The organism is Flavobacterium macrobrachii, from assembly GCF_014486675.1.
Classification (GTDB): domain Bacteria; phylum Bacteroidota; class Bacteroidia; order Flavobacteriales; family Flavobacteriaceae; genus Flavobacterium; species Flavobacterium macrobrachii.
Genome location: NZ_JACTAC010000003.1, coordinates 14,859 through 31,295, shown reverse-complemented (window position 1 = coordinate 31,295; position 16,437 = coordinate 14,859). Strand labels below are relative to the sequence as shown.

Annotated in this window: 22 protein-coding genes; 10 read left to right on the top strand and 12 right to left on the bottom strand. The window is 32.3% G+C overall.

The features are described 5' to 3' along the window. Window positions 1-30: 30 nt before the first annotated feature. The 6 genes from IAI56_RS01455 to IAI56_RS01430 all read left to right on the top strand — a co-directional run bounded on the left by IAI56_RS01455 (window position 31) and on the right by IAI56_RS01430 (window position 5,377). Entirely contained in the window at window positions 31-774 is a 744-nt protein-coding gene (locus tag IAI56_RS01455) for a phytanoyl-CoA dioxygenase family protein (RefSeq protein WP_187656184.1), read from the top strand. 5 nt (window positions 775-779) lie between these two features. After that, complete coding sequence (locus IAI56_RS01450; protein WP_187656183.1) at window positions 780-1,394, top strand: FMN-binding negative transcriptional regulator; 615 nt, start codon at window positions 780-782, stop codon at window positions 1,392-1,394. Window positions 1,395-1,471: 77 nt separating this feature from the next. Next, entirely contained in the window at window positions 1,472-2,578 is a 1,107-nt protein-coding gene (locus IAI56_RS01445) for a glycosyltransferase (RefSeq protein ID WP_187656182.1), read from the top strand. Then, window positions 2,569-3,117 (top strand): RNA polymerase sigma factor, encoded by a 549-nt coding sequence (locus tag IAI56_RS01440; protein ID WP_187656181.1) that lies wholly within the window; start codon window positions 2,569-2,571, stop codon window positions 3,115-3,117. The genes IAI56_RS01445 and IAI56_RS01440 overlap by 10 nt, the downstream gene beginning before the upstream one ends. A gap of 108 nt (window positions 3,118-3,225) precedes the next feature. Further along, entirely contained in the window at window positions 3,226-4,044 is an 819-nt protein-coding gene (locus IAI56_RS01435) for an energy transducer TonB (RefSeq protein ID WP_187656180.1), read from the top strand. A 178-nt stretch (window positions 4,045-4,222) separates the two neighbouring features. Further along, a complete protein-coding gene (locus IAI56_RS01430; RefSeq protein WP_187656179.1) occupies window positions 4,223-5,377 on the top strand; it encodes a serine hydrolase domain-containing protein in 1,155 nt (384 codons plus the stop codon). 54 nt (window positions 5,378-5,431) lie between these two features. Here the strand turns inward: IAI56_RS01430 and IAI56_RS01425 are convergent, their stop codons facing one another. Together IAI56_RS01425 and IAI56_RS01420 are read right to left on the bottom strand one after the other, a co-directional pair. After that, the gene (locus IAI56_RS01425; protein WP_187656178.1) at window positions 5,432-5,773 is read right to left on the bottom strand and encodes a hypothetical protein; all 342 of its coding nucleotides are present in this window, start codon (window positions 5,771-5,773) and stop codon (window positions 5,432-5,434) included. A gap of 34 nt (window positions 5,774-5,807) precedes the next feature. Next, the gene (locus IAI56_RS01420) at window positions 5,808-6,638 is read right to left on the bottom strand and encodes a CvfB family protein (protein WP_187656177.1); all 831 of its coding nucleotides are present in this window, start codon (window positions 6,636-6,638) and stop codon (window positions 5,808-5,810) included. Between the two features lie 260 nt (window positions 6,639-6,898). Between IAI56_RS01420 and IAI56_RS01415 the strand changes: the two genes are divergently transcribed. Together IAI56_RS01415 and IAI56_RS01410 are read left to right on the top strand one after the other, a co-directional pair. After that, window positions 6,899-7,393, top strand: coding sequence for an RNA polymerase sigma factor (locus tag IAI56_RS01415; RefSeq protein WP_187656176.1), 495 nt, complete (start codon window positions 6,899-6,901; stop codon window positions 7,391-7,393). Window positions 7,394-7,398: 5 nt separating this feature from the next. Continuing rightward, a complete protein-coding gene (locus IAI56_RS01410; protein ID WP_187656175.1) occupies window positions 7,399-8,037 on the top strand; it encodes a hypothetical protein in 639 nt (212 codons plus the stop codon). A gap of 16 nt (window positions 8,038-8,053) precedes the next feature. Here the strand turns inward: IAI56_RS01410 and IAI56_RS01405 are convergent, their stop codons facing one another. After that, complete coding sequence (locus tag IAI56_RS01405) at window positions 8,054-8,881, bottom strand: lysophospholipid acyltransferase family protein (RefSeq protein WP_187656174.1); 828 nt, start codon at window positions 8,879-8,881, stop codon at window positions 8,054-8,056. A 46-nt stretch (window positions 8,882-8,927) separates the two neighbouring features. Continuing rightward, window positions 8,928-9,566, bottom strand: coding sequence for an NUDIX hydrolase (locus IAI56_RS01400; RefSeq protein WP_187656173.1), 639 nt, complete (start codon window positions 9,564-9,566; stop codon window positions 8,928-8,930). Between the two features lie 66 nt (window positions 9,567-9,632). Between IAI56_RS01400 and IAI56_RS01395 the strand changes: the two genes are divergently transcribed. Next, window positions 9,633-10,076, top strand: coding sequence for a DUF4268 domain-containing protein (locus tag IAI56_RS01395; RefSeq protein WP_169524756.1), 444 nt, complete (start codon window positions 9,633-9,635; stop codon window positions 10,074-10,076). On the opposite strand, the gene IAI56_RS01390 is transcribed toward IAI56_RS01395, so the two are convergent. The 3 genes from IAI56_RS01390 to IAI56_RS01380 are packed head-to-tail and all read right to left on the bottom strand — an operon-like array spanning window position 10,073 to window position 11,867. After that, window positions 10,073-10,369, bottom strand: coding sequence for a DciA family protein (locus IAI56_RS01390; protein ID WP_187656172.1), 297 nt, complete (start codon window positions 10,367-10,369; stop codon window positions 10,073-10,075). The two genes, IAI56_RS01395 and IAI56_RS01390, sit on opposite strands and share 4 nt — an antisense overlap. Next, window positions 10,369-10,785 carry a lipocalin family protein gene (locus IAI56_RS01385; RefSeq protein ID WP_187656171.1) on the bottom strand — a complete coding sequence of 139 codons (417 nt, stop codon included), beginning with the start codon at window positions 10,783-10,785 and terminating at the stop codon, window positions 10,369-10,371. Before IAI56_RS01385 ends, IAI56_RS01390 begins: the two co-directional genes overlap by 1 nt. After that, entirely contained in the window at window positions 10,785-11,867 is a 1,083-nt protein-coding gene (locus IAI56_RS01380) for a site-specific DNA-methyltransferase (RefSeq protein ID WP_187656170.1), read from the bottom strand. The genes IAI56_RS01385 and IAI56_RS01380 overlap by 1 nt, the downstream gene beginning before the upstream one ends. 121 nt (window positions 11,868-11,988) lie before the next feature. Here IAI56_RS01380 and IAI56_RS01375 point away from each other — a divergent pair, with 121 nt between their 5' ends. Continuing rightward, on the top strand, window positions 11,989-13,059 hold the full coding sequence (locus tag IAI56_RS01375; RefSeq protein WP_187656169.1) for a serine hydrolase domain-containing protein: 1,071 nt from the start codon (window positions 11,989-11,991) through the stop codon (window positions 13,057-13,059). A 202-nt stretch (window positions 13,060-13,261) separates the two neighbouring features. Here the strand turns inward: IAI56_RS01375 and ftsY are convergent, their stop codons facing one another. From ftsY to IAI56_RS01350, 5 genes are all read right to left on the bottom strand, one after another. Beyond that, window positions 13,262-14,215 carry a signal recognition particle-docking protein FtsY gene (ftsY, locus tag IAI56_RS01370; RefSeq protein ID WP_187656168.1) on the bottom strand — a complete coding sequence of 318 codons (954 nt, stop codon included), beginning with the start codon at window positions 14,213-14,215 and terminating at the stop codon, window positions 13,262-13,264. A 211-nt stretch (window positions 14,216-14,426) separates the two neighbouring features. Further along, entirely contained in the window at window positions 14,427-14,579 is a 153-nt protein-coding gene (locus IAI56_RS01365) for a DUF4295 domain-containing protein (protein ID WP_187656167.1), read from the bottom strand. Window positions 14,580-14,625: 46 nt separating this feature from the next. Further along, window positions 14,626-14,808, bottom strand: coding sequence for a 50S ribosomal protein L33 (rpmG, locus tag IAI56_RS01360; protein ID WP_112112007.1), 183 nt, complete (start codon window positions 14,806-14,808; stop codon window positions 14,626-14,628). A 30-nt stretch (window positions 14,809-14,838) separates the two neighbouring features. Further along, window positions 14,839-15,075 (bottom strand): 50S ribosomal protein L28, encoded by a 237-nt coding sequence (rpmB, locus tag IAI56_RS01355; protein WP_169524749.1) that lies wholly within the window; start codon window positions 15,073-15,075, stop codon window positions 14,839-14,841. Window positions 15,076-15,147: 72 nt separating this feature from the next. Then, complete coding sequence (locus IAI56_RS01350) at window positions 15,148-16,401, bottom strand: CinA family nicotinamide mononucleotide deamidase-related protein (protein ID WP_187656166.1); 1,254 nt, start codon at window positions 16,399-16,401, stop codon at window positions 15,148-15,150. Window positions 16,402-16,437 lie beyond the last annotated feature (36 nt).

Below are 16,437 nucleotides of genomic sequence, written 5' to 3'. Positions count from 1 at the left end.
ATAATCTACAATTCGTAATTCTCAATTAAAATGTACATTGCAAACTCATACAAAAACGAAAATCTTTTGGAAGCAAAATCTTTTTTCGAAGAAAATGGTTTTGGTATAGTTGAAAACGTTTATAACACTCATGAAATAACAGCAATTGGAAAATTAATTAATGAACTTGACACCTCAAATCCAATTTTCAGAAAATCTGAAGATCTTTTTGCTATTCGTCAATTTTTAAAAGAAGTTCCAGAAATCAAGAATTTAATTTTTAACCAAAACTTGATTAATTTAATAAGTTTGATATGTGGAAATGATTATTTCGTAGTAAAATCAATCTATTTCGATAAACCTGAAAAATCAAATTGGTTTGTTTCCTATCATCAAGATTTGACAATTTCTGTAGACAAAAAAATAGAGCAAACCGATTTTAATAATTGGACAAAAAAACACAATCAATTTGCTGTTCAACCGCCATTAAATTTTTTGGAAAATATTTTCACTATCCGAATACATCTTGATGATACCAATGAAAATAATGGCGCTCTAAAAGTAATCGAAAAATCTCATTTAAAAGCTGTTTATCGTCCGGAAACTATTGATTGGAATACTGAAAAAGAAACTGTTTGCAATGTAAAAAGTGGCGGCGTAATGCTTATGAAACCTTTATTACTTCATAGTTCGGGCAAAACGACAAATCAGAATCGAAGAAGAGTTATACATATTGAATTTTCAAATCAGCTATTGCCTGAAAATCTGAATTGGGCTGAATTCACAACTATATAAAAACCATGTATATCCCAAACTTATATAAAAACGAAAATCAAACGGAAATTGAGCAATTTCTACACGAAAACGGCTTTGCTATTTTGGTTAATCAAACTAATGGAAAACTTTGGGCAACACATATTCCGCTGATTTTGGGAACAAATTCCAATGGTGAACAAATTTTAATCGGACATATTTCTAAATTAAATCCTCAAGCGGAAAGTTTCAATCAAAACGACGAAGTTTTGGCAATTTTTAGTGGTTCACATTCCTATATCTCGTCTTCGTGGTATGACCATGAAAATGTTCCAACATGGAATTATCTTGCCGTGCATGTTTATGGAAAAGTGCGTTTGCATACTTATGAAGAAAGCATCGAAAGTTTGAAAAAACTGATTAATAAATACGAATCAAAATCGGAGAAACCCATTCGAATTGAAGATTTATCTGAAAAAACAATGCGCGAAGCTCGAGGAATTGTCTCATTTGAAATAGAAATCTCAAGTATCGAAGCCCAAAAGAAATTATCTCAAAATAGAGATGACAAAAACTACCAAAACATCATCTCTGAGCTTGAAAAAACCAATGAAAATCAAGCGATTGAAATAGCAAAAGCCATGAAAAAAAACCGTTCTTAATTTGTTAAAATTAACTTGACTATTGGTTTTAGAATGCCTACATTTGCAAACCTTTTTAAAAGACAAAAAAAGCATTTATGTTGGTATCAATTTTCAGTTTGTTTATTGCCGTTGTTTGTATTCAATTTCTGTATTATATCGTGGTTTTTGGCAAATTTTCTTTTGCTAAACCTCAAAATGCTACTCCAAAAAGAATTCCAATTTCTGTAATTGTTTGTGCCAAAAACGAAGAAGAAAACGTAAAGAACTTCATCCCTATTTTGGCAGAACAAGATTATCCTCAGTTTGAGTTGGTTTTAATCGATGATGCGTCGAGTGATGAAACTTTAGAACTTTTTGAAGCTTTTGAAAAACAATATTCCAATATAAAATTGGTTAAAGTTGAGAACAACGAAGCTTTTTGGGGAAACAAAAAATTCGCGTTAACGCTTGGTATCAAAGCCGCAAAATACGAATATTTACTTTTCACTGATGCCGATTGTTATCCAACTTCAAAAGATTGGATTACCAAAATGAGTTCGCAGTTTACCCAACAAAAAACCATCGTTTTGGGTTATGGTGCTTATGACAGAATTGCAGGTTCATTTTTAAATAAATTAATTCGTTTTGAAACCTTATTGTCAGCTACACAAATGTTTTCTTGGGCAAAAATTGGAAAACCATACACTGGAGTTGGTAGAAATATGGCATACAAACGTGAAGAATTTTTCAAAACCAATGGCTTTATTGACCACATGAAAATCCGTTCTGGCGATGACGATTTATTCATCAATCAAGCTGCAAACTCAAGTAATACAACGGTTTGCTACTTACCAGAAAGTTTTACTTATTCTAAACCAAAAACGTCTTTCAAAGAATGGTTTACCCAAAAAAGACGACATGTTTCAACCGCTTCACATTATAAATCATTCGACAAAATCCAATTGGGATTGTTCTATATTTCTCAATTTTTATTTCTTGTTTTACCAATTATTTTGTTACTTTTTCAATACCAATGGATTGTGGTATGCAGTTTGATTGGATTTAGGTATCTATTCAGTTGGGTAACCTTAGGTTTTGCCGCAGGAAAATTAAAAGAAAAAGATGTAATGTATTGGTTTCCAATTATTGAAATCTGTTTGATTTTTATTCAATTGAATGTTTTTATATCAAACACATTTAAAAAACCCGTACATTGGAAATAAAAAAATCAATAGAACAAGCCAAAAAAGGTGACCAAATTGCTTTCACTTCGCTGCTTGACCATTATTGGAACGAAGTATATGGTTTTATGCTGAAACGCACAGAAAATGAAACCGATTCCGAAGATATTACCATAGAAACTTTTTCAAAAGCTTTCGATAAAATAGCAAGCTACAATCCTGATTTTCAATTCAATACTTGGTTGATTGCCATTGCAAAAAACGTGCATATTGATATGCTTCGCAAGAAAAAATCAACACTTTTTGTAGAAATAACCGACGAAGAAGATCAACAAGCATATAACGTTGCAGATAGTTCGCCATCGGCAGAAGATGAATTGATTACAGAACAAAATCTTTCGCGTCTGTTACAATTCATCAAAGAATTAAAACCTCATTATCAAGAAGTTATTCAACTTCGTTACTTTCAAGAAATGAGTTATCAGGAAATTGCAGAACAACTCAATGAACCGTTGAGCAACGTAAAAATCAAATTGCTTCGTGCCAAAAAACTATTGGCAGAAATTATTGAGAAAAAATAATTTCATTTTTTTTATCATTTCACACAATATTCTAAGAAGTTTTTACGTTATCTGTTAAAATACTTCGCTTATGTAAAACTGATACTTAACCATTAAAAAACTATTTTTATGTCAAATGTTAGTATCTATGAAAAAAACTGGATTGATCTAGTTTTTGAAGGTAAAAACCAAGAATATGGTGCTTACCAATTACGCAAAGAAAATTCCAAAACAACTTTGTTGTCATTATTTTATGGAACATTACTTGTTGGAGGATTTATAGCTTCGTTTGTGATTTTTAACTTAAAATCAGATGTTCCTGTTACAACTCCAACGGAAATAATTGATGAACTTATCCGAGTTACAACTTTTAAAATTCCAGAGACTGAAAGTGAACCGATAAGACAATTACCAACTGAAAAAACTCAAGAAACACAAGTTGAACCAACGAATTTGTCCAATATGGTTGTTTCAGAAACAAATGTTTCGGTTGATGTTCCAACCAATGAAAACATGACGACACATCAACCAACAACCGATACTGGTTCAGGAACTGGAACTCCAGACGGAACAGGTCAAAGTACTACCGCAACTGTTGGAGCAACTTCTGGTGGTGAAACGATAAAAGGTTCTTATACTTCGGTAGAATTGGACAAACTTCCTGAATTTCCTGGTGGAATTGAGAAATTTTATCAATATGTAGGTAAAAATTTTGAAAAACCAGAGCAATTAGAAACTGGAATTGTAATTTCTGTGCTTGTAGCGTTTGTAATCGAAAAAGACGGAAGCATGACCGATATTAAAGTACTACGAAATCCGGGTTATGGATTAGGAAATGAAGCCATTAGAGTTTTAAAATCGTTAAAAACCAAATGGTCAGCTGGTATGAAAAATGGCAAAAATGTGAGAACGGAATATGTTCTTCCGATTAAAGTGAAAATTGATTAGGCATTCTAAATTGTTTAAATAAATTATTTTAGAACCGTTTCAAAAAATGAAACGGTTTTTTTATGCTAAAATTTCACTAAAACTTACCATAAAGATTTCAATTTACAACAAAAAGTAGTAGTATTGCAAAGATTGAAAATCAAAATTTTCACCCAGAATTTCCGCTTGATTAATGCACATGAAAACGTTATTTATTTCTATTATATCCTTTTTTTTATTCTTTATTTCTTCGCCAAAATCATTACACAATACTATTGATTTTAGTCGTAAAAACACCGATAGCACTCTAATTTCTATTCCGTTTCCAATAAAATTTGGTAAAGTTTCTGACGAATATCTTTTGGAAAAAAGCACCAAAGTAGATTCTTTCTACAACGCTTTTATTGGAACAGCAGGTTTTAGCGGCAGTTTTATTGTGGCAAAAAACGGAAAAATCATCAGCGAAAAATACCAAGGTTTTGCTAATCAAAGAACTAAAGAACTGATTACGGCAAATACACCATTGCATTTGGCTTCGGTTAGTAAAGTATTGACGGCAACTGCTATTTTAAAATTGGTTGAAAACGACAACGTTTTGCTCGACCAAAAAGTAACTGATTGGTTGCCGAGTTTTCCTTATAAAAGTACTACTATTCGAACGTTGCTTAATCATAGAAGTGGTTTGCAGCATTATTCGCGCTTTTCAGCTTTGCTAAAAACAGGTTGGAACAAAAAGAAGATTTTAACCAATCAAGATGTTTTAGATTTGATGGCAAAGCATAAATTCAGGTTACTTACGCCACACGATACACGTTTTGATTATTGCAATACCAACTATATCATTTTGGCTTTAATTATCGAAAAAGCTACAGGTTTGAAATATGAAAAAGCGATGAATGAATTAATTTTCAAACCTTTGGGAATGAAAAACACCTTCGTTTTTGATTATTTCAGAGATAAAGATACCGTTTCGTTGTCATACAGAAAAGGCGGAATGAATCCTTGGGATCAATTTGATAATTTAAACGGTGATAAAAATATTTATTCTACTCCAAGAGATTTGGTTAAATTTGATTTAGCAACCTATTCGCCTGATTTTATAAATCCTGAAGTTTTAAAGGAAGCTTACAGCAGTTATAGTCCGTATTTGCTGAAACACAAAAAAGATTATGGTTTAGGAATGCGAATGAAACAATTGCCAAACGGCGAAAATCTTTGGTATCACAACGGTTGGTGGCACGGAAATACTTCGTCATTTATCCCAATGAAAAAAGATACCGTAACGATTATTTGCCTTTCAAATGTTTACACAACCCGAACGTATGAAACAATGAAATTGGCTGAGATTTATTAGTTAACCATTTAAGGCATTAAAAACATTGAAGGAAGTTTTCTAAACAGTCCCATTCTACTTTTTAAAACTTGCAATAAGTACAAACTTAGAATTAGTTTTAAGTACATTTTCGTTTTCTGTCAATTCAATATTAGACTTTAATAAACCACAATTAAAAGTAAGTTTTTCATCGATTAAATTTTCAAAATTGTCTTCTCGATGCCTTGGTGATAAAATCAAAATATTACCTTCTATATTTTCAAATTGCAATTTGTGATTTGCTCTGTAAATTACACAACTTTCACTTACAATATTGATAATTTCTCCTTTAATTAAATTCTTCCCGTCGAGAGATACAAAATCCCAAGGTTCAGAAACTAAAATATCGTAATCTTTATTAATTTCACAATTAAACATTATCTTCTACCTTATAAATCTACTCAACTTTCCACTAATTCTCCAACAAATAAATCCCATCAGGACGAATATCAATTTTCTTTTCTTTGTAAAGTGAGCCAATTGATTTTTTGAATGTTTTTTTACTCATTTTCAAAACCGTCTTGATATCTTCTGGATGACTATCGTCGTTTAAGCGAAGAAATCCTCGACTTGCTCGAAGTTCGTCTAAAATAATTTTGGCATTGGGTTCGATACTTTCATATCCTAATTTTTGTAGCGAAACATCAATTTTATTGTCAGGTCGGATGTTTTTGATGTAACCAACGTGTTTATCGCCAGTTCGGATATCGGTATAAACTTCGTTGGTATACAACAATCCTTTGTGTAGTTTGTTTATAATTACGTTAATTCCCAATTCAGTAATATGAGAAATAATCAAATCGACTTCTTCACCGTTTTCAACCGTTAATTCTTCGTTACTCAAGAATTTATTGGTTCGGCTGGAAGCTACAATTCGGTTGGTTTTTTCGTCCAAATAGGTGTAAACCAAATAACGCTTTCCTTTTTCCATTGGTCGCGCTTGCTCTTTAAACGGAACAAATAAATCTTTTTCCAAACCCCAATCGAGAAATGCTCCAAAATTATTGATGTAATTTACGCGTAGAAAAGCAAAATCATTCAAAGTTACATAAGGTTCCAAAGTTGTTGCAACCGGACGTTCTTCGTGGTCAAGATAGACAAAAACAGTAAGCTCATCGCCTATTTCAAATGTTTTTGGCACATATTTTATTGGCAATAAAACATCGTCTTTTCCATTGGTTAAAAAAAGTCCAACTTTGGTTGCTCTAGCGATAGTTAACGTGTTAAATTGTCCAATATTCATAGTCTTGATTTGATTTTTTTGAGTTGCAAAGTTAGTGATATTTTAACTTCAAAAATCAACTTCAACTTCAATTTCAATTTCAATTTCAAATTGTCACACTGAGTTTACTTGTACTGACAGGAAGTAAAATTCAAGTTCAAAAACCAAGGTTTGTTCGAAATTTGCTGTTTGCTTTTTGAAGTTGAAGTTGATTTTTGGAATTTATTTTTTTTATATTTTTGAAACTGTAACAAAATCATCCTTTGTACAACTAACGAAATATGAGCGAAACGCTAGAACAATCATTTGTAAAACAACTCAAAGAAAACCAGAATATAGTTCACAAGATTTGTAGACTATATACTACTGACTCTGATGCACATAATGATTTGTTTCAAGAAATAACCATACAGTTATGGAAAGCGTTTCCAAAATTTAGAGGTGAATCTAAATTTTCAACTTGGGCTTATCGAGTAGCGTTGAACACGGCAATTACTTTGTATCGAAAAAGTACGCGTTCCGTAAACACTGTTACCTATGAAGCACAACAACATTTCTTTGTTCAAGACGAATACAACCACGAAGAAGAAGAACGTTTAAAACTAATGTATCAAGCTGTTCAACAATTGAATGACATTGAAAAAGCGCTGGTTTATATGTATCTCGAAGACAAAGATTACGCCGAAATTGCCGAAACTTTAGGTATATCTGAAGTAAATGCAAGAGTAAAAATGAACAGAATTAAAGGAAAATTAATTAAAATACTAAATCCTTAAGGATTATGGAAGAGCTGGATTTATTAAAAAAAGCTTGGCAAAAAGACACTCAGTCTTTCCAACAAGTTACTGAAAACGAAATTTACAAAATGCTGCATAAAAATTCATCATCAAGTGTGAAATGGATTTTGATTATTAGCATACTTGAATTTGTATTATGGACTTTTATAAGTGTGTTTTTCAATACAGATGAATATATAAAACAAATGCATGCGGAAGAAATGATGATTTATTTAAAGATATTGACTTATGTAAACTATGCTGTTATATTATGGTTTTTGTATTGTTTCTATACGAATTATGTAAAAATATCTGCTACAACTTCTACAAAACAATTAATGCAAGATATTCTTAGAACCAGAAAAACAGTTCAAAACTATGTTTGGTATAATTTAGGAATGATGTTTGTCAGCATGATAATAGGATTTATCATGGAGTTTTTATACAATCCACAACTAAGTGTGATAAAAGACAAAATTGCTCACGACGAAGGCAATGGAACAATAATCAAAATTGTATGTATCCTTAGTGTAGTAATGATAGTATTTTTAGTAATCTTCTGGTTGTTTTACAAATTACTTTACGGTTTCTTATTGAGACGATTAAGCAACAATTATAAAGAACTGAAAAAGATAGATTTATAACAAAAAAAATCCCGATTTATTCGGGATTTTCTGTTTCTATATTCCATTGACGGAGTTTGTTTAAACGTTCTTGTTCTTCAATTTCTTCGGATGGAATTACTTTTAAAAACGATGGATGTTGCTCGATAGCATATTCTACTTTTTCTACAATTTGTTCAATCGTTTCATTTTCATAATCAATCTTCAGCGGTTCTTTGATGATGAATGATTGCAAAATATTTTTCTTCTTAATTAGCAATCCTTTTTTATCAAACGAACGTCGAAAACCATCAATTACAATTGGAACTACAATTGGTTTGTGTTGTTTGATAATATGTGCTGTTCCTTTTCTAACTGGTTTAAACGATTTTGTCGTTCCTTGCGGAAATGTGATAACCCAACCATCGTTTAAAGCAATTCTAATATTTTCGGTATCGTTAGGATTTACTTCCCTTTTTTCGGTAACGTCTTTTCCGCCAGCGCGCCAAGTTCGTTCTACAGTAATTGCACCAACATAAGCTAAAATTCTTGGTAATAATCCAGCTTTCATTGTTTCGCTTGCTGCAACATAATAGATATTCATTTTTGGTTGCCACAAATAACCCACGTTTTTTATGTTGTCAACTCTTCCCGAAAGACTTGCGTTAAATACATGAAACATCGCTACAACATCAGCAAAATAGGTTTGGTGATTGGAAATAAACAACACATTTTTATCGGGTAACGCTTTTAGAATTTCCGAACCTTCAATATGCAATTCGTTAAATCCACGATAACGTCTATGGGTTAAAACTCCAAAAACTCGGATTAACCATTTTTTTATAAAAAGTATATGACCAAAAGGATTTCGTTTAAATAAACCCATGTTAATTTTAAATTTTAGGTCAACAAAACTACAAAAAACTAAATGTTTAAAGTACACTTTTGAGCGTTTCTTTCAACTCGCTCAGCATCATAGCCGTTGCACCCCAAACAAAGTGATTATCAACCACAAATCCTGGAACTTCTATCGATCCAGCATAAGACGTTTCCATTGTTTTGGTTTCGATAATTTTTTCATCCAAAAAATCTATCAACGGCAATTCAATAATTCCTGCAACTTCGTCTTCTTGTCGCTGAAATTCTAATTCGTGATTACTAATTCCCATAAAAGGATACACCATAAAATTACTCGGCGGAATATATACTTCGGTAAACGAGCGAATGATTTCAACTTTATCAGGATGAATTCCAATTTCTTCATGCGTTTCTCTCAAGGCAGTTGCTTCGAGGTTTTTATCAACAATTTCGGGCTTTCCACCAGGAAAAGCTATTTGCGAAGAATGAACACCGTAATAAGAAGTTCTATGAATTAAAACCAAATGTGTCGCGCCATTTTTTGGATAAAAAAGCATTAAAACAGCAGCTTTTTTTGGGTTAACTTTGTTAATATCAAGATTTTTTAATAATTCCAACCGATTAGATGGCGACATTTTTTCATGAGCAATGCTGGCAAAAGTAACTTCTTTTGCTATTTTTGGCGTATATTTCAGAAATTCGTCGAATATCATTTTTTTGAAATTAAAAAGATAAAGTTACCTCAAAAAAATAACGCACTAAAATTTTAAGTCAATAAAATGTATAGTAAAGAAGAAGCTCTTAGAATAAAAAAGGATTTTTGGATTGCTTTTGCCGAAGCTTATCCGAGAAAATGGTTGTTGTATGATACTAAGATTAAAGACGTTACTTTTAAATTTTTTGTAGATAACAAAAAGGCGCAAGTTCTTTTAGATATCGAACCCAAAGATGAAGAAAAACGTAAAATTTACTACGAAAAAATCGAATCGCTAAAAACAATTTTGCACGAAGATTATTTACCCGAAGCTATTTTTGAACGTAATTTTTACCTCGAAAGTGGCAAAGTTATCAGTAGAATTTGGGTTGAAAAAACGGGCGTTAGTTTGAATAATAAAAACAATTGGGAAGCGATTTTTGACTTTTTCAACGAAACAATGTCGCAGTTTGAGTACTTTTTCTATGAAAACGAAGATTATATCAAAGATTTAACTATCAATACTTAACGGAGAATTATTGCAGTAACAACTTCTTTTCGGAGTTCTTCGTTAATCATTTTGATGATTTTTTCTTTGCCATAGCTTAATTCTTCACGCAAAACTGCCGAAGTTAACGATACATAAAGCGTTGAACCTTTCAGAATTACTTCTTTGGTATAACTATTCACGCCATTTCCCATCAACGATTTCCAAGCTGCTTCGACATCGATTTTGTCCATGCCACTTTGGAGTTTGTTTACTTCAATAAACTCTTTTAAAACATCGCTAATTGAACTTTGGTTGCTTAATCGTTTTGCCATTATTTTAAACTAAAAGGAATGTGACGTTTGTATTCATAAATCAATTCTTCTTTGTTTTTTAATACCAAAGTAGAATCTTCAATCGTGATGATTTCTTCTTGCCATTTGCTATAATTGGTTTTGAATTCAATAAAAAAATGAGCATCTTTTTCAATGATTTTTATTTCTTCTTTGATGTCATTGGTTCCAAATTTACCATCAAATCGAGGCATTACTTTTTGACGAAAACCAACATCATTTTTCACTTGAAAATAATCAATAGTTTCGTTAACTTTATAGTCTTTTTTTTCTCCCGAAGGCATTGAAACTTCTTTAATTTCCCAATAACCATTGAGTTTTGACAAATCTTCTTTCTTAATTTCCGACTGACAAGAAACTAGAAGCAAAAGGGTAAAAATTGAAATTATATTCTTCATTATTTTAAATATTGTTTGGCAAATTCTTCTCTTAAATCATCAATTAAAACTAGTTTTCCTTTTCGTTTTACATGCCAAAAAGTCCATCCGTTGCTGCTTTCTTTATTAGACAATTTAGCACTAACTTTATGTATCGAACCCACAATTTCATTGCTTTCAATAGACGAATCGGCTTGAATTTTTGCAGTAAGTTTTTCGTCTTTTGAAAACAAAAGCTCGCCAACTTTTATAAATCCTTTATCGATTAAATTGATAAACGGTATTCTTGGTTTTTTGACCTCAACTTTATATTGTAATAAATTCAAATCAATTGGTTTGATATTTTGCAATCGTTCGTTGGCAACATCAATATAAAATTGTTCTCTTTCGAAAGCAATAAAATTTCTACCCAACTTTTTGGCAACCGCAGCTGTTGTTCCGCTTCCCGAAAATGGATCGAGCACAACATCGCCAACATTAGACGTTGACAAAATTACTCGGTACAACAATTCTTCAGGTTTTTGAGTGGAATGTGCTTTTTGACCGTTGACTTTTATTCGTTCATCTCCTTGACAAATTGGAATTAACCAATCGCTTCTCATTTGTAAATCTTCATTCATTGTTTTCATCGAATGATAATGAAACGTAAATTTTGATTTCTCCGATTTGGTTGCCCAAAGCATGGTTTCATGTGCATTATTGAAACGCGTTCCTTTAAAATTTGGCATCGGATTCGACTTTATCCAAACGACATCGTTTAACATCCAAAATCCTAAATCTTGCAGTTTTGCTCCAACTCTGAAAATATTATGATAAGTTCCAATAACCCAAACACTTCCAGTTTTTTTTAAAACTCGCTTGCATTCTCTAAGCCAATTTTCTGTAAAAGTATCATAAACACTAAGGCTTTCAAACTTATCCCATTCGTCGTTTACAGCGTCAACTTTAGTTTGATTAGGACGAATTAATTCACCGTTTAGTTGCAAATTATATGGCGGATCGGCAAAAATTAAATCAACCGAATTGTCTGGAATTTGTTTTAACAAAGCAACACAATCGCCTTGATGAATAGAATTTATAGCTAATGAACCTAATGTTGTCATGAATGTTACTTATTGTCACAAATTTAATTTTTATATTCATAAACTAATTATTTATTGAAATTAATATTATCAACATTAAACCTTTTTATACTTTTAAAGTCAAAGAACGAAACCAATTGTCATGTTGAAAACTATTTTACCTCTACTTTTTGCAACATTATTTAGTTGTAGTTCAGATTCTACTACTGAAGTTACAGATGAACAAATGTATTTTCCGCCAAATGATGGAAATGCAACTTGGGCAACAAAATCCGTTTCAGAATTGGGATGGAATCAAGAAGCTGTTTTGCCACTTTTGGAATATTTGGAAGAAAAAAACACCAAATCGTTTATTGTTTTAGTGGATGGAAAGATAGTTTTAGAAAATTATTTCAATGGTCATACTGCTAATTCTCTCTGGTATTGGGCAAGTGCTGGAAAAACATTAACAGCAACTGTTACCGGAATTGCTCAAGATGAAGGTTTATTAAATATCAACAATAAAGTTTCAGATTATTTAGGAACAGGCTGGACAAGCGCACCGATTACCAAAGAAAATTTGATTACGGTTAAACATCTTTTATCGATGAGTTCGGGTTTGAACGATGCTTTAGGTGATGATGTTTCGCCAGCAAATCTTAAATATGTTGCCGATGCAGGAACGCGTTGGGCATATCATAATGTATATGTAAAACTGCAAGATGTTGTAGCGCAAACTAGCGGACAAACCTGGTCAAATTACTTCAACACCAAGTTGAGAGATAAAATTGGAATGACTGGCGGAAATTGGGTTAACCTGAATAACTTGAGTGTTTATCGAAGTACTTCACGAAATATGGCACGTTTTGGGTTGTTGATTTTAAACCAAGGAAAATGGAACGGCAACACAATTATTAATGAAAATTACATTTCTCACGCAACGTCAACTTCACAGGAAATTAATAAAGCGTATGGCTTTCTTTGGTGGTTGAATGGAAAATCGAGTTATCATTTACCGCAAACACAATTTGAATTCAACGGAACATTAATTCCAAATGCACCAAGCGATATGTTTGCCGCTTTGGGTAAAAATGATCAAAAAATTTATGTTGTTCCGAGTAAAAAAATGGTCATCATAAGAATGGGTGAAGTTGCCAATCCAGACAATCCAACTTTTGCACTATCAGGATTTGATAATGAATTATGGCAAAAAATTAATGCGCTTTATCAATAAAAACAGCTTAATTCTTTGAATTAAAATATTTTATAACAGCATAAACAAATAATCCAAAACTCACTATTCTTAAAAATAGAAATATATTTTTGAATGAGTCTTCCAAAAAAGTAGCGATTATTCCAAGTGCAATTGAAATTAGAATAAACTTTAATGGTGAAGTATTTTTAAAATTTGAAACCGCTTTATTCATTTTTACTATTTATTTAAAGAAAGAATCAACAAATTCGTGTTTGTTAAAAACCTGTAAATCTTCAATGCCTTCGCCTACTCCAATGTATTTTACAGGAATTTGAAATTGATCGGAAATGCCTATTACAACGCCACCTTTTGCTGTTCCGTCGAGTTTTGTAACGGCTAGACAGGAAACTTCGGTTGCTGCGGTGAATTGTTTTGCTTGTTCGAATGCGTTTTGTCCGGTTGAACCGTCAAGTACTAAAAGTACATCGTTTGGTGTATCTTCTACTACTTTTTGCATTACTTTTTTCACTTTGGAAAGTTCGTTCATCAACCCGATTTTGTTGTGCAATCTTCCTGCAGTATCGATGATTACCACATCGGCATTTTGAGCAACGGCACTTTGTAAAGTATCAAATGCTACTGACGCTGGATCGCTTCCCATTTGTTGTTTTACAATTGGAACGCCAACTCTATCTGCCCAAATTTGTAATTGGTCGATTGCTGCGGCACGGAAAGTATCGGCTGCACCAAGTACAACTTTGTATCCTGCTTTTTTGAATTGATAGGCTAGTTTACCAATGGTTGTGGTTTTTCCAACGCCGTTTACGCCAACTACCATAATTACGTATGGTTTTTTGTTGGCTGGAATAGTGAATTCGGTTTCTTCACCTGATTTGGTTTCAGAAAGTAATGCAGCGATTTCTTCGCGAAGGATTTGGTTTAGTTCTTCGGTTCCAAGGTATTTGTCTCGAGAAACGCGTTCTTCTATTCGCTCAATGATTTTTAGGGTTGTGTTTACACCAACGTCTGATGAAACTAATACTTCTTCTAGGTTGTCTAAAACTTCGTCATCTACTTTGGATTTTCCAGCTACGGCTTTGGTTAGCTTGGAGAAAAATGATGTCTTGGTTTGTTCTAAACCTTTATCTAAAGTTTCCTTTTTTTCGGAGGAAAATATTCTTTTAAAAAAACTCATACTTTTTTGTTCATGGTTTAAATAGAAGCCTTTTGCTTTAGTTTAGCCCTGATTTAGTGGAAATCCTTTTTTTTATAAAAAAGATTGCAACGGAAAGCAGGAACTACATTTAAAAAATGCTATTGGCTTGGCTTCAAATTTGTTCGACAAATATAAAAATAAAAAAGCTACTTCCGAACGAAAGTAGCTTTGATATATTGAGTTTGTTTGATTATTTCTTTGTTAAGAATGTATCTACATCTTCTGGAGACATGATTGCTTCCTGGAAAGTGTATGCACCAGTTTTTGGAGATTTAACCATTTTGATTGCTTTGGTTAATCTTTTTGATGCTGTTTGTAACGTTGCTACGGTTTTCTTTGCCATGACTTATATGTTTTATTGGAAACTTTTGGTTAAAAAAATTTCTAAATTATTTAATTTCTTTATGAACAGTCATTCTCTTTAAGATTGGATTAAATTTTTTAATCTCTAATCTGTCTGGAGTATTTTTTTTGTTTTTCTTAGTGATATAACGAGAAGTTCCAGGAAGTCCTGTTGCTTTATGTTCTGTACACTCTAAAATTACTTGGATTCTATTACCTTTCTTTGCCATCGTACTTTATTTTTTAAATAGGTTATCGAATTATCCGATAAATCCGTTAGCTTTTGCATCTTTCAATACAGCAGCTAAACCTTTTTTGTTAATAGTTTTAATTGTAGATGCAGCTACTCTTAGCGTAATCCATCTGTCTTCTTCAGCAAGATAGAAACGTTTTTTAACTAAGTTTACAGAAAATTTTCTCTTAGTTTTGTTCATAGCGTGAGAAACATTATTTCCTACCATCGCTCTTTTACCTGTAAGGTCACAAACTCTTGACATTATGCTTTTCTTTTATCGTTATTCAAAATCAGGGTGCAAACTTACGCAAAATAAATCATTGTAACAAAAAAATTATTGCAGATTTTTTAAAATTTCTTTTTGAAGCATTTCTAAAGCTTTATTTACAGTTCTATCTATCACTTTTTCACGTGGTTGACCAAAATTAAATTCTTCTACAATAATTTCATTTGGTGTTGCTAATGCTATGAAAACGGTTCCAACTTCGGCATTTGAATCGCCTTTGTTTGGTCCGGCATTTCCTGTTGTTGCAATGGCATAATCGGTTTTCATTACTTTTTGAACGCCAATTGCCATAGCTGAAGCAACTTCATGACTGACAACTGTTTTCTCCTTAATAATATCAGACGAAACATCTAAAACAGAAATTTTAGTATCGGTTGCATAACTTACAACGCTTCCTCTAAAATAATTAGATGCGCCAGAAACCGATGTTAACATTTGGGCTATTTTTCCTCCGGTGCAACTTTCGGCAGTGGCAATGGTTTTATTTTGAGAAGCTAACAATCTCCCAACGACAACTTCAATGGTTTCGTTTTCGTCAAAACCCACAATTATATCATTAATGATTTTGGTTAAACTTTCTACGTTTTCCTGAATAGCTTTTTCGAGAATTTCTTGATTTTTGCCTCGAGCTGTTAATCGTAAACGAACCCGTCCTGGACTTGGCAAATAGGCTAGTTTTATGAATTCGGGTAAATTATTTTCCCAATTTTCAATTCGTTCGGCTACTAAACTTTCGCCTTGACCATAAGTCAAAATGGTTTTGTGAATTATGTAAGGTCGTTCGTATTCTTGGACGATTTTTGGAACAATTTCGTTATCAACCAAATACTTCATTTCATAAGGAACGCCGGGCAACGAAACAAAAACGGTGTTTTCTTTCTTCATCCACATTCCTGGTGCTGTTCCCATTTTATTATATAAAACAGTACACTTGGACGGAACAAGCGCTTGTTCTTTGTTTAGTTGTGAAATTGGTCGTTTGTAAATTCCTTCTATCAATTCGGTTACATGTGCTAAAACAGCTTTATCTTCAATTAAAACATCATCAAAATAATCGCAAAATGTTTTTTTGGTTATATCGTCTTTGGTTGGTCCAAGTCCGCCAGTTATAATAACCAAATCTACTTTATTCTGAAGTTTTTCAAAAGTATCAACAATGTGTTGTTTATCATCCGAAATGGAAATCATCTCGTGCGTTTGAACTCCAATTTTATCTAAAGCTTTAGCAATATATCCAGAATTGGTATCTATTATTTGACCTATCAATATTTCGTCGCCAATGGTAACTATCGTTGCTTTCATCTGTTTTTTTGAGAATTTAGCACAAAGGTCACAAAG